13 protein-coding genes and 1 tRNA gene are annotated in these 12,572 nt (G+C 58.3%); 8 read left to right on the top strand and 6 right to left on the bottom strand.

Going from position 1 to position 12,572, the window contains the following annotated elements:
- Positions 1–3: 3 nt before the first annotated feature.
- The 5 genes from sucD (at position 4) to lpdA (ending at position 7,875) form a co-directional block, all read left to right on the top strand.
- Positions 4–885 carry a succinate--CoA ligase subunit alpha gene (gene sucD, locus CLM58_RS08060; RefSeq protein ID WP_095595423.1) on the top strand — a complete coding sequence of 294 codons (882 nt, stop codon included), beginning with the start codon at positions 4–6 and terminating at the stop codon, positions 883–885.
- 92 nt (positions 886–977) lie between these two features.
- Positions 978–3,932 carry a 2-oxoglutarate dehydrogenase E1 component gene (locus tag CLM58_RS08055; RefSeq protein ID WP_095595422.1) on the top strand — a complete coding sequence of 985 codons (2,955 nt, stop codon included), beginning with the start codon at positions 978–980 and terminating at the stop codon, positions 3,930–3,932.
- A gap of 6 nt (positions 3,933–3,938) precedes the next feature.
- The gene (gene odhB, locus CLM58_RS08050; RefSeq protein WP_095595421.1) at positions 3,939–5,441 is read left to right on the top strand and encodes a 2-oxoglutarate dehydrogenase complex dihydrolipoyllysine-residue succinyltransferase; all 1,503 of its coding nucleotides are present in this window, start codon (positions 3,939–3,941) and stop codon (positions 5,439–5,441) included.
- Positions 5,442–5,590: 149 nt separating this feature from the next.
- Positions 5,591–6,349 (top strand): hypothetical protein, encoded by a 759-nt coding sequence (locus CLM58_RS08045; protein WP_095595420.1) that lies wholly within the window; start codon positions 5,591–5,593, stop codon positions 6,347–6,349.
- Between the two features lie 131 nt (positions 6,350–6,480).
- Complete coding sequence (lpdA, locus tag CLM58_RS08040) at positions 6,481–7,875, top strand: dihydrolipoyl dehydrogenase (protein WP_095595419.1); 1,395 nt, start codon at positions 6,481–6,483, stop codon at positions 7,873–7,875.
- A 59-nt stretch (positions 7,876–7,934) separates the two neighbouring features.
- Here lpdA and CLM58_RS08035 read toward each other — a convergent pair whose 3' ends face one another.
- Positions 7,935–8,585 (bottom strand): GntR family transcriptional regulator, encoded by a 651-nt coding sequence (locus CLM58_RS08035; protein ID WP_095595418.1) that lies wholly within the window; start codon positions 8,583–8,585, stop codon positions 7,935–7,937.
- 33 nt (positions 8,586–8,618) lie between these two features.
- A complete protein-coding gene (locus tag CLM58_RS08030; protein ID WP_095595604.1) occupies positions 8,619–9,311 on the bottom strand; it encodes a M48 family metallopeptidase in 693 nt (230 codons plus the stop codon).
- A 159-nt stretch (positions 9,312–9,470) separates the two neighbouring features.
- Between CLM58_RS08030 and CLM58_RS08025 the strand changes: the two genes are divergently transcribed.
- Both CLM58_RS08025 and CLM58_RS08020 read left to right on the top strand, forming a co-directional pair.
- A complete protein-coding gene (locus CLM58_RS08025; protein ID WP_095595417.1) occupies positions 9,471–9,800 on the top strand; it encodes a TIGR02300 family protein in 330 nt (109 codons plus the stop codon).
- An 89-nt stretch (positions 9,801–9,889) separates the two neighbouring features.
- Positions 9,890–9,965: transfer RNA gene (locus CLM58_RS08020), tRNA-Ala, on the top strand.
- Positions 9,966–10,075: 110 nt separating this feature from the next.
- Here CLM58_RS08020 and CLM58_RS17000 read toward each other — a convergent pair.
- From CLM58_RS17000 to CLM58_RS08005, 4 genes are read right to left on the bottom strand one after another with little or no spacing between them, the layout of a single operon-like run.
- The gene (locus CLM58_RS17000; protein WP_143226544.1) at positions 10,076–10,477 is read right to left on the bottom strand and encodes a hypothetical protein; all 402 of its coding nucleotides are present in this window, start codon (positions 10,475–10,477) and stop codon (positions 10,076–10,078) included.
- A complete protein-coding gene (locus CLM58_RS08015; protein ID WP_095595416.1) occupies positions 10,474–10,845 on the bottom strand; it encodes an ectoine synthase in 372 nt (123 codons plus the stop codon). Before CLM58_RS08015 ends, CLM58_RS17000 begins: the two co-directional genes overlap by 4 nt.
- Positions 10,846–10,854: 9 nt before the next feature.
- Positions 10,855–11,055, bottom strand: coding sequence for a DUF1059 domain-containing protein (locus CLM58_RS08010; RefSeq protein ID WP_095595415.1), 201 nt, complete (start codon positions 11,053–11,055; stop codon positions 10,855–10,857).
- Positions 11,056–11,074: 19 nt separating this feature from the next.
- On the bottom strand, positions 11,075–11,482 hold the full coding sequence (locus CLM58_RS08005; RefSeq protein WP_095595414.1) for a GFA family protein: 408 nt from the start codon (positions 11,480–11,482) through the stop codon (positions 11,075–11,077).
- A 130-nt stretch (positions 11,483–11,612) separates the two neighbouring features.
- On the opposite strand from CLM58_RS08005, the gene CLM58_RS08000 reads away from it, so the two are divergent.
- Entirely contained in the window at positions 11,613–12,500 is an 888-nt protein-coding gene (locus CLM58_RS08000) for a LysR family transcriptional regulator (RefSeq protein WP_095595413.1), read from the top strand.
- Positions 12,501–12,572: the final 72 nt, after the last annotated feature.

The raw sequence follows: 12,572 nt of genomic DNA, 5'->3' as shown, positions 1-12,572 counted from the left end.
CCCATGGCAATTCTCGTAGATGAAAACACCAAGGTAATCTGCCAAGGCTTCACCGGCTCGCAGGGCACCTTCCACTCTGAACAGGCAATCGCGTACGGCACCAAAATGGTTGGTGGCGTGACCCCGGGCAAAGGCGGCTCTGAGCACCTTGGCCTGCCGGTCTACAACTCGGTCCACGAGGCGAAGCACGTGACCGAAGCGAATGCATCGGTGATCTATGTTCCGCCGCCCTTCGCGGCCGACTCGATCCTGGAAGCGATCGACGCGGAAATGGAACTGATCATCTGCATCACCGAAGGTATCCCGGTACTGGACATGATGAAGGTAAAGCGCGCGCTGATCGACAGTAACTCGCGCCTGATCGGCCCGAACTGCCCCGGCATCATCACCCCTGACGCCTGCAAAATCGGCATCATGCCCGGCCACATCCACAAGCGTGGTTCGGTTGGCGTTGTATCGCGCTCGGGTACCCTGACTTATGAAGCGGTTAAGCAAACCGCAGACATCGGTCTGGGCCAGTCGACCGCGGTTGGCATCGGTGGCGACCCCATCAAAGGCACCGAGCACATCGACGTACTGGACATGTTCCTGGACGATGATGAGACCCAGTCGATCATCATGATCGGTGAGATCGGTGGTTCGGCGGAAGAAGAAGCCGCTGAATTCCTGGCCGAGCAGAAGAAAAAAGGCCGCTGGAAGCCGACCGCTGGCTTCATCGCCGGCCGTACCGCACCTCCGGGCCGCCGCATGGGCCACGCGGGCGCAATCGTCGCCGGCGGCAAAGGTGGCGCTGAAGACAAGATCGAAGCCATGAAATCGGCTGGTATCGTTGTCGCAGACAGCCCCGCCGGTCTGGGCGAAGCCGTGCTGAAAGCCATCGGCTAAAACCATTCGGAGGGGGCGGCAACGCCCCTTCCAACCTTCCCGCAGGTCGCGGGCCATAATTATAGCAACCCTTCTGGGATCGGGAGTCCTCCATGACCGACCAAAGCCCCAACGATATCTTCCACGCCTCCAGCTTCATGCAGGGGCACAACGCGGAATATCTGGAACAGATGTACGCTCGCTATGCCAGCGACCCCAATGCGGTTGACGCGGCATGGCAAGAGTTCTTCCGCCAGCTTGGTGATGCAGAACTGGACGTAAAGGCAGAGGCCGCCGGCCCCTCGTGGCAGCGCGCCGACTGGCCGCCGCAGCCGCAGGACGAATTGACCGCCTCGCTGACCGGCGAATGGGGTGAACCCGAAATCAAAGCCGCTGGCGACAAGATCAAAGCCAAGGCCGAAGAAAAAGGCGTTAAGGTTTCCGACGAAGACGTCAAACGTGCGGTTCTGGACTCGATCCGCGCGCTGATGCTGATCCGCGCCTACCGTATTCGTGGCCACCTGGTCGCTGACCTTGATCCGCTTGGCATGCGTGACCACACTCCGCACCCAGAGCTGGATCCGAAATCCTATGGCTTCACCGATGCCGACATGGACCGCCCGATCTTCATCGACAAGGTTCTGGGCCTCGAGATGGCGACCCTGCGCCAGATCGTCGAGATCGTGAAGCGCACCTATTGCGGCACCTTCGCGCTGCAATACATGCACATTTCCGACCCCGAGCAGGCCGGCTGGCTGAAAGAACGCATCGAGGGCTTCGACAAGGAAATCAAATTCACCCGTGAAGGCCGTAAGGCGATCCTGAACAAGCTGGTCGAGGCCGAGGGCTTTGAGAAGTTCCTGCACGTCAAGTACATGGGCACCAAGCGTTTCGGTCTGGACGGCGGTGAAGCGCTGGTTCCGGCGATGGAGCAGATCATCAAGCGCGGCGGCCAGTTGGGCCTGCGCGACATCGTGATCGGCATGCCCCACCGTGGCCGCCTGTCGGTTCTGGCCAACGTGATGGAAAAGCCCTATCGCGCGATCTTCAACGAATTCCAGGGCGGTTCGTTCAAGCCCGAAGACGTTGATGGCTCGGGCGACGTGAAATACCACCTAGGTGCGTCTTCGGACCGCGCCTTTGACGGCAACAACGTCCACCTGTCGCTGACCGCAAACCCTTCGCACCTTGAAGCGGTGAACCCGGTTGTCCTGGGTAAGGTCCGCGCCAAGCAGGACCAGTTGGGCGATGAGGACCGCACACAGGTGATGGGCGTTCTGCTGCACGGTGACGCGGCCTTTGCCGGTCAGGGTGTAGTTGCAGAAGGCTTCGGCCTGTCCGGCCTGAAAGGTCACAAGACCGGCGGCACCATGCATATCGTTGTGAACAACCAGATCGGTTTCACCACCGCGCCGCACTTCTCGCGGTCTTCGCCCTACCCGACGGATATCGCGCTGATGGTCGAGGCTCCGATCTTCCACGTAAACGGCGACGACCCGGAAGCGGTTGTACACGCTGCCCGCGTCGCGACCGAGTTCCGTCAGAAGTTCCACAAGGATGTGGTTCTGGACATCTTCTGCTATCGCCGCTTCGGTCACAACGAAGGCGACGAGCCGATGTTCACCAACCCGATCATGTACAAGAAGATCAAGGGCCACAAAACGACCCTTCAGCTGTACACCGAGCGTCTGGTCAAAGATGGCCTGATCCCGGAAGGCGAGATCGAAGACATGAAGGCCGCGTTCCAAGCCCACCTGAACGACGAGTTCGAGGCCGGCAAGGAATACAAGCCCAACAAGGCCGACTGGCTGGATGGCCGCTGGAAACACCTCAACCGCGAGGGCGAGGACTATCAGCGCGGCGAAACCGCGATCAAACCGGAAACTCTGGAAGAGATCGGCGCATCGCTGTGCAAAGCCCCCGAAGGCTATCCGCTGCACAAAACTGTTGGTCGCTTCCTGAAGGCGAAACAGCAGATGTTCGATACCGGCGAAGGCTTTGACTGGGCCACCGGCGAAGCACTGGCCTTTGGCTCGCTGTTGACCGAGGGCTACCCGGTCCGTCTGGCGGGTCAGGACAGTACCCGCGGTACCTTCTCGCAGCGTCACTCGGGCTTTGTGAACCAGGAAACGGAAGAGCGCTACTACCCGCTCAACCACATCCGCCCCGGTCAGGCGAATTATGAAGTCATCGACTCGATGCTGTCAGAATACGCCGTGCTTGGGTTCGAATACGGCTACTCGCTGGCAGAACCGAACGCGCTGACCCTGTGGGAAGCCCAGTTCGGCGACTTCGCCAACGGCGCGCAGATCATGTTCGACCAATTCATCTCTTCGGGTGAATCGAAATGGCTGCGGATGTCCGGTCTGGTCATGCTACTGCCCCACGGCTTTGAAGGTCAGGGCCCAGAGCACTCTTCGGCCCGTCTGGAACGCTTCCTGCAGATGTGTGGTGGCGACAACTGGATCGTGGCGAACTGCTCGACCCCGGCGAACTACTTCCACATCCTGCGCCGTCAGCTGCACCGGTCCTTCCGGAAACCGCTGGTCATGATGACGCCGAAGTCGCTTCTGCGCCACAAGATGTGCATCTCGAAAGCCGAAGACTTCACCACCGGTTCCTCGTTCCACCGCGTCCTGTGGGACGATGCGGAACGCGGCAATTCGGACACCAAGCTGAAGTCGGACGACAAGATCAAACGCGTCGTCATCTCGTCGGGCAAGGTCTACTTTGACCTGCTGGAAGAGCGTGACGCCCGCGGCATCGACGATGTCTACCTGCTGCGTCTTGAACAGTTCTACCCGTTCCCGGCCCTGTCGCTGGTCAAGGAACTGGAACGCTTCAAGCAGGCCGAAATCGTCTGGTGTCAGGAAGAGCCGAAGAACCAGGGCGCCTGGACCTTCGTCGAGCCGAATATCGAGTGGGTACTGACCCGCATCGGTGCCAAGCACACCCGTCCGCAGTACGCAGGCCGTACTGCCTCGGCTTCGCCCGCAACGGGCCTCGCCAGCCAACACAAAGCACAGCAAGAGGCGCTCGTGAACGAAGCGCTGACCATCGAAGGGTAAATAACCATGTCTACTGAAGTACGCGTACCCACCTTGGGCGAAAGTGTCACCGAAGCCACCGTCGCCACTTGGTTCAAAAAACCCGGCGATGCCGTCGCCGTTGACGAAATGCTCTGCGAGCTGGAAACCGACAAGGTCACCGTCGAAGTGCCTGCCCCTGCGGCTGGTACTCTGGGCGAGATCGTTGCCGCCGAAGGCGAAACCGTTGGTGTTGACGCCCTGCTGGCCACCATTTCCGAAGGCGCGGGCGCTGCTGCCCCGGCTGCGGCCCCTGCCCCGGCAGCCGCTGCTGCCCCGGCAAGCGACGCTGGTGAAGCCGTCGACGTGATGGTTCCGACCCTTGGTGAATCGGTCTCTGAAGCCACTGTTTCGACTTGGTTCAAAGCCGTTGGCGACACCGTCGCTCAGGACGAGATGCTGTGTGAACTGGAAACCGACAAGGTCTCGGTCGAGGTTCCGGCCCCCGCCGCTGGCGTTCTGGCTGAAATCACCGCCCCCGAAGGCGCAACTGTCGACGCAAGCGCAAAACTGGGCGTGATCTCGTCCGGCGGCGCAGTTGTTGCGGCCGCTCCGGCAGCGGCCCCTGCCCCCGCAGCGGCCCCGGCAGCGGCTGGTGGCAAAGACGTCGAAAACGCTCCGTCGGCCAACAAGCTGATGGCGGAAAAAGGCATCGACCCGGCCAATGTTCAGGGGTCGGGCCGTGACGGTCGCATCATGAAGGAAGACGTTTTGAAAGCAGCTATCGCACCCGCAGCCGCGGCTCCGGCCCCGGCTGCTGCACCGCGCGCCCCGGTTTCCGCAGACGACGCTGCACGCGAAGAACGCGTGAAGATGACCCGCCTGCGCCAGACCATCGCCAAGCGCCTGAAAGACGCCCAGAACACCGCCGCGATCCTGACCACCTATAACGAGGTGGACATGACCGAGTGCATGAACCTGCGCAAACAGTACAAAGACCAGTTCGAGAAGAAACACGGCGTCCGTCTGGGCTTCATGTCCTTCTTCACCAAGGCCTGCTGCCACGCGCTGAAAGAAGTTCCCGAGGTCAACGCCGAGATCGACGGCACCGACATCGTCTACAAGAACTTCGTGCACATGGGCATCGCCGCGGGCACCCCGCAGGGTCTGGTTGTTCCGGTCATCCGTGACGCCGACAAGATGTCCTTTGCCGAAATCGAAGGCGCCATCGCCGAGAAAGGCAAGCGCGCGCGTGACGGCAAACTGTCCATGGCAGAGATGCAGGGCGGCACCTTCACCATCTCGAACGGTGGTGTCTACGGCTCGCTGATGTCCTCGCCGATCCTGAACCCCCCGCAGTCGGGTATCCTCGGCATGCACAAGATCCAGGATCGTCCGATGGTCATCAACGGCGAGATCAAGATCCGCCCGATGATGTATCTGGCGCTGTCCTATGACCACCGCATCGTCGACGGCAAAGGCGCCGTGACCTTCCTGGTGCGCGTCAAGGAAGCACTGGAAGATCCGCGCCGCCTGCTGATGGATCTGTAAGCACTTGTCGCCGGGTCATTTTGGCCCGGCGATACATTCTTCCGGACTGCGTCGACCGTCCAAATCGGTACGAAAAGCTTTCCAAGATCCGGGCCTAAGGTGCATAAATTCAACGTTCCCGTATTCCGATGAGCCAGCCAAACTCCAGTATGGAAACCGGCCTTGTCAGCCAAGCACCGCGCAACCTTGAACGCGCGCGCCAGTCGACCCTGCTCGATTTTTCTGCCCGGCTCGTCGGTGTTCACGGGCCGGTCGCAGAATATGGATCGAAAAACGCGGATTTCAGCCCGATCGAAACACTGCGAGAGCCTAATGCCAAAGGGACTTTCGTTTCTTTTTCCAGCTTGCGCCTGGAGAATGCACTTCCGCCAGCAGAGTTTGGACGCACCCTACACGGGCGGGGTTTCGAACTTGTCTTTGTTAAAGATTTCTCTCGCGTCTGGTTTCAGCAGGGTTTGAACGGAGTCACCTCTAACCGCCAAGAAACAAGTGCCTTTCTTGAAGAGCTGCTGTCAAAGTTGCCTCGCCCTTGGACCTTTATCGGTTCTAGCTCTGGGGGCTATGCCGCGCTCTTCTTTGGAACACGTCTGTCAGCTGACCGCGTGCTTGCCTTTGCTCCGCAAACACTGGTGGACCGTCATACTTTCTCGCGCTTCGCAAAGATGCGCCCCTTTGAAGCAGGTTTTAAAGCCAGTGACCCAGAAAACGACTTGCTGAATTGCATGAGCAAGACCGGAGATGGGCCCGCCATCAAAGTCTTCCACGGCAATTCCCACTATAAAGACAAACGTCAGGCTGCGCGCATCGCGGAGCTCCCCAATGTCTCGGTGGTAGGTGCAGAGACCAACACTCACAACATTGCCCAACATCTCAGAAATCAAGGATCCCTAGATGACCTTCTTTTCTGAAGCACCAGAACGCAATTCGCTGGGAACTTCACCAGCATTTTCTATGATCACGAAAGCTCCTGTTCCTCATATGCAAGTCATATGCAGGTCATATGGAATTCACACAGCCCAAAACGGGCAAGGAGAGACCCATGGCAGACTATGATGTAATTGTAATTGGCGGCGGCCCCGGCGGCTATGTATGCGCCATCCGCTGCGCCCAACTGGGCCTGAAAACCGCTTGTGTCGAAGGTCGTGAGACCCTTGGCGGCACCTGCCTGAACGTGGGCTGCATCCCGTCGAAGGCGCTGCTGCACGCCACCCACAGCCTGCACGAAGCCGAGCACAACTTTGCCACCATGGGCCTGAAGGGCAAGTCTCCGTCGGTCGATTGGGACCAGATGAAATCCTATAAGCAGGATGTCGTGAACGGGAACACCACGGGCATCGAATTCCTGTTTAAAAAGAACAAGGTAGACTGGATCAAAGGCTGGGGCTCGATCCCTGCTGCGGGTCAAGTCAAAGTCGGTGACGAGGTTCACAACGCCAAGAACATCATCATCGCAACCGGGTCAGAGGCTGCTTCGATCCCGGGTGCAGAGGTCGAGATCGACGAGAAAATCGTTGTCACTTCGACCGGCGCGCTGGATCTGCCAAAGATCCCGCGCAAGATGATCGTCGTTGGCGCTGGTGTCATCGGTCTGGAAATGGGCTCGGTCTATGCCCGTCTGGGCACCGAGGTCACCGTGATCGAATTCCTCGACCACATCACCCCGGGCATGGACCCCGATCTGCAGAAACAGCTGCAAAGAACCCTTAAAAAGCAAGGGCTTAAGTTCGTGATGGGCGCCGCTGTGTCGAAGGTCGAAACCCTAAAAACCAAGGCGAAAGTCACCTACAAACTGCGCAAAGACGACAGCGAACACACCGTCGATGCCGACACCGTTCTGGTCGCCACCGGGCGCAAGCCCTACACCGACGGTCTGGGCCTAGAGGCTCTGGGTGTCGAGATGTCCCCGCGTGGTCAGGTTCAGACCGACGCGCACTGGCAGACCAACGTCAAAGGCATCTACGCCATCGGCGACGCGATCGATGGCCCGATGCTGGCTCACAAAGCTGAAGACGAAGGTATGGCTGTTGCAGACGTTGTCGCGGGCAAGCATGGCCACGTGAACTATGACGTCATCCCCGGCGTGATCTACACGACACCTGAAGTCGCCTCGGTCGGCAAAACCGAAACCGAACTGAAAGAAGCCGGTCGCGCCTACAAAGTTGGCAAGTTCCCCTTCATGGGCAACGCCCGTGCCAAGGCTGTCTTCCAGGGTGACGGTTTCGTCAAGTTGATCGTTGACGCGGAAACCGACCGTATCCTTGGCTGCCACATCATCGGCCCGGCAGCCGGCGACCTGATCCACGAGGTCTGCGTTGCCATGGAATTCGGTGCCTCGGCCCAGGATTTGGCCCTCACCTGCCACGCACACCCGACCTATTCGGAAGCGGTCCGCGAAGCGGCGCTCGCCTGCGGCGACGGCGCGATCCACGCATAACCAAACACACAAAAGACTTAAAAGCCGGGCACTTGCCCGGCTTTTTCATTTTGGGAACCCTAAGTTGCCAGCAGACGCAAACCTTGCGTCACATCTGTGCGCACGGCCAACCGAAGTCCGGGCTCATCCCCAGCCTCCAGCGCAGATAGAATTTCCCGGTGCAGGCGCGGTGGTTCACTGCGCCCTAGCCGTCCGTACAAAGAGCGCATCGTGGGACCAAGCTGCAACCAGACCGTTTCCACCAAGGCCAACATCGCAGGGGCCTGCGCCCTTAGATACAGGGTACGGTGAAACTCAAGGTTTGTTCGAATATAGCCAACTGCATCATTGCGACTGACGGCTTCCGCCACCGTCCCATTGATGGTTTTCAACCGGTCGATCAGCGCCATATGCGCTCTGGGCAAGGCTCGGCTGGCCAATTCCGGTTCTAGAAGGGCACGCAGCGCGGCCAGCTCCTCGATTCGCTCACTTGTCAGTGCCGGGGTTGCCATCCGACCCGAAGACGACATCGTCAACGCCCCCTCGGCCACCAAACGGCGGGCAGCTTCCCGTGCCGGAGTCATCGAGACATTGAATTGCTTGGCCACGCCTCGGATCGTCAAAGACGCCCCCGGTGTCAGCTGCCCGTGCATGATCTGGCTGCGCAGTTGGCGATAGATCATATCATGCGCGGCAAGTTCGGTTTCAGGCTGTCGGGACTGGATCAACATTCGGCAACTGTGATCACAAAAAAACGTCTGCCGTCAACCGTCAAAACGAACCCGGTGCAGCAGTTCCCCATGATCTCGCAACCATTGCCGATGCGTTTTGTAATCAGGGCATAGCGCCGCCACCTCGTTCCAAAAGGCGCTTGAGTGGTTCATCTCCACAAGGTGCGCCACCTCGTGGGCCGCGACATAGTCCAACACCTCCGGAGGGGCCATAATCAGGCGGAACGAAAACATTAGCGCTCCATCTGCGGTGCAGGACCCCCACCGGGACCTGGTATCGCGCAAGGTCATACGGGAAAATGGCCGTCCGATCGCGTCTGAATAACGATCGCAGGCAGTCACCAACCGATCCCGCGCGGTTTCTCGCAGCAGGGATTTCAGGCTAGGACCAATCCGTTCCGGATCCTGAGGAACCTCAATACCTTCCTCCACCAACCGCGCCGACCGGCGTGTTCCGGGCAACAGCAGGATTTCTGCGCCTTCAAACGGGATCGTCCCCCCGATTTGGGGCCGCATAACCGCTGGCTGCTGGCTAAGGTGTCCCCGCACCCAATCCGCTTTCTCTTCCAGAAAACGAACGCCCTCAGCCACCGGTGTCCGCTTGGGCATCGTCAGCGTTACACGCCCATCCAGACGCGACACGCGCAGGCTGAGTCGCCGTGCCCGTGCTGATTTGCGGATAGTGACCGGCACCTCGGGGTTGCCGGGCAAACGTGTGAGCGCCATTGACTGCTCCATCTGTGCCTCGACAGCAGGTTAACAATCTGCATTGTTGAAAACCAACCACTTTCAGTGGCACCATTGCGAAAAGGGCTTTGACAGCCTTGTTTCATTGTGGCAGTTGGCTGCGACTGAATTCCTTAGACGACGATTGAGGGGATATCCATGCCCAAAGAAGAATGGGGCGTAAAACGCGTTTGCCCTAGCTGTTCGACCCGCTTCTACGACCTGCAGCGCGACCCGATGGTCTGCCCGTCCTGCGCCCACAGCGTGTCACTCGATTCGCTGAACTCCGGCAAGAGCCGCACATTGGTTGCGGACAAGTCCGACGCCAAATCGGCCCAGACAGAGGATGATCTGGACACCGGTGACGTGGAACTGGACGATGACGCGGATGTTGATCTGGGCGATGATGTGCTGGATGACGAAGACGATGACGACAATGTCTCGTTCGACGATCTGGCGGATGTCGCAGCGGACGACGAAGACAACTAAGTTCGCACCGCAGGGGCGTTTTTTGCTTGCACTCCCCTGCGGGCTTACATAAATACCGCCGGGCAGACGGTAGCGTCTGTACCTGGTTCGGGGCCTTAGCTCAGTTGGGAGAGCGCTTGCATGGCATGCAAGAGGTCAGGGGTTCGACTCCCCTAGGCTCCACCAAAACTTCCCAATACCTTTCGGCATGTTTTGAGCGGGTTACGATGTAGCCGGTTACCGTTCGGATACGTTGTCACTCTTTTGCATGCAGTCCGTTGTCACTTCTGTGTCACTCAGTTGGCGCACAGAGTGTCAGGAAACGGCCCAAAGTTGCCATTTGAAGGCGATGTGACGAACGAGGGCAGGACGTTTTCAGTGGTGAAAACCCAAGATATGGCCGCCCTAGCCGAATTCCACGCAGAGCGAATGTTCACAAAGCCGAACTTGTAGACCCTAGCTGCCACGCTTTTCGGAAGCCTGAAGAGATTGCCCGAACCTTTGAGGTTATTGGCGCGCATAAAGCTGGCGGAAACATCACCTACAGTGGAGGGGGCATATTTGCGACCGTCATTGCTCCTTGGCTCGACCAGATAGGGAACAACAATATGGCGGTTTGCGAAAATTCGATAAGTGAGTGGGGAACGGACACCAGCCTTCCAATAGAAGTCCACTGACAATCTTTCAGAAAGCATCACAATGAGCCATCTTCGTCATGGACCTCATCGCCAGTCAGAGCGGGAACAAAGGTACAAATAAGTCGAGTGCGCTCTGCTATCCGAATGAGATGCCTGTCGTTATTGTTCATCGCATAAAGCGTCCCGGGTCGGATTTGATGGATAATCCCTCGATCAAGTTCTTCAACCGTTCCGCTTCCTTCGAGACAATAACAGGCTTCGAGATGGTTCTTCTGCCAGAGCGTCATCTCGAACCCGGCCTCTAATATGCTGTCGGTCAGGGTTACCCCCATGCCATCCTCGGCACGGAGCAGTCGCATCGAATGCCATTTGTCACCATGCGCCTCGCCCTTGGTTCCGAGAACGTCTTCAAGTGTCTTGACGATCATCGGTCGGTTTCACACTTCGACTTCGCGGATCAGCGTATCGAGGTAATCTCGGGTTTCCTGATCCCAGTCGTCAGGGTTTTCGCCATGGGCGATCCGGGCGTGGTGGCCCATCAACTGCCAGACCTCCTCCCGGCTCTCGGCCGTCACGCTGGCAGGGCAGGTTTCCATACCTTCGCAGTCACGGCAGGCATATGAATAGGCCTTGGTCATGGTTGCATTCCTTTCCTGTTCACGACGGGAATCCGTCATAGTTTCGCATTTCTTCGTTGATCAGGACCCAGTGCAGGCGTTCCTTCAGGAACACGTTCGACTCCGGGGTAATCGCGTTGGGATCGTCGAGCGATGCGATAGTGATCGCGATGTCATTCCACCCCTCTCCCCTAAAGGTCAGCGGAGAGCCGCAGGCGGGGCAATACCCGCGCCAGATGCCGGGCGAGGATTCGTACTCGCAGATCTTGCCCTCAATTACCGAAAAACTGTCGGGCGTCGCACCAAACCACGGCACATAGGCACCTCCAGTGGCGCGGCGGCAGTCGTCGCAGTGGCAGATACCGGCATAGGTGTGGGAACCCGCCACCTCGTAGCGGGTTGCACCGCACTTACAGTGCCCTTTCAAGGTTACTTCCGACACCGCCATTCAGGTCACTCCAGTGTTAGTTTTCCCAAGGGTTTCATCACCTCAGAAAGAGCAATTCTATCACAGTATTGACCGAAGAGTGTATCAATGCGATTCAGGAATTAATCTGTGATGTAAGAAAATCTAACAAATGGATTGGCGCCGCCTACCTTCGCTCAATGCTCTCAAGGCCTTTTCTGCCGTGGCTGAGGCAGGCTCTTACTCGCGAGCTGGCGAGATGTTGAATGTAACACACGCAGCCGTGATGCAGCAGGTGAAAGCGCTTGAGGCGCACCTTGATCAACAGCTTGTCACCCGTTCCGGACGAAAGATTGCGCTCACAATGGAAGGGCAACTACTTGCCCGAGAAATCCGGATTGGTTTTAGGAGAATCCTCGACGGGGTCGAGGCACTAGGCGACATTCAGAACACGCGCCCGGTTCAGGTCACAATGTCTCCGGCCTTCGCTGTCAGATGGCTGATGCCCAGAATAGCCGATTTCCAGAGCCGCCACCCCGACGTCACTTTGCTGCTCAACCCAAGCGGAATGCTTGTCGACCTTTCTTCGGGTGGCATGGAGGTAGCGATACGCTACTCACGGTTAGAAGAATTGCCCGTAGGGGCTGATGTGCTGATCAAGGTCGATCTAGTCGTCGCGGGCACACCCTCACTGATCGAGAGCATAGAAATCACCAATCCGGGCGACCTAGTTCATATTCCATGGCTGCAAGAGCTTGGAACGAATGAGGTAGGTGACTGGTTGGCCAGATGTGGAGTCAAGCTCGACAGGCCGATCATGATATCGCACATGCCAGGAAACCTGATACTCGATGCTGTGAAGCGCGGAGACGGGATCACCTACACCGTGAAGCAATGGATCGAGGAGGATCTGCAATCGGGCGATTTGGTCGGACTTTTCCCCGAAGAGCGTGTAGGCGCTTTTTACATTCACACACTGCCAGGAGAGCCACGCCGATCTGCCAGAGTGTTTATCAATTGGCTCAAGACGCAGGCCGAAGATTTTGGGGACGGAACGTAATGGCATCCGCAAAAGCTCTGGTAAGACCCGCAGACTCGCAATCAAGCCGGCCACAAAAGCAGAAGGCTAAAA

This window comes from Actibacterium pelagium, from assembly GCF_002285415.1.
Lineage (GTDB): Bacteria > Pseudomonadota > Alphaproteobacteria > Rhodobacterales > Rhodobacteraceae > Actibacterium_B > Actibacterium_B pelagium.
This window is presented reverse-complemented; position numbering and strand designations above follow the sequence as displayed.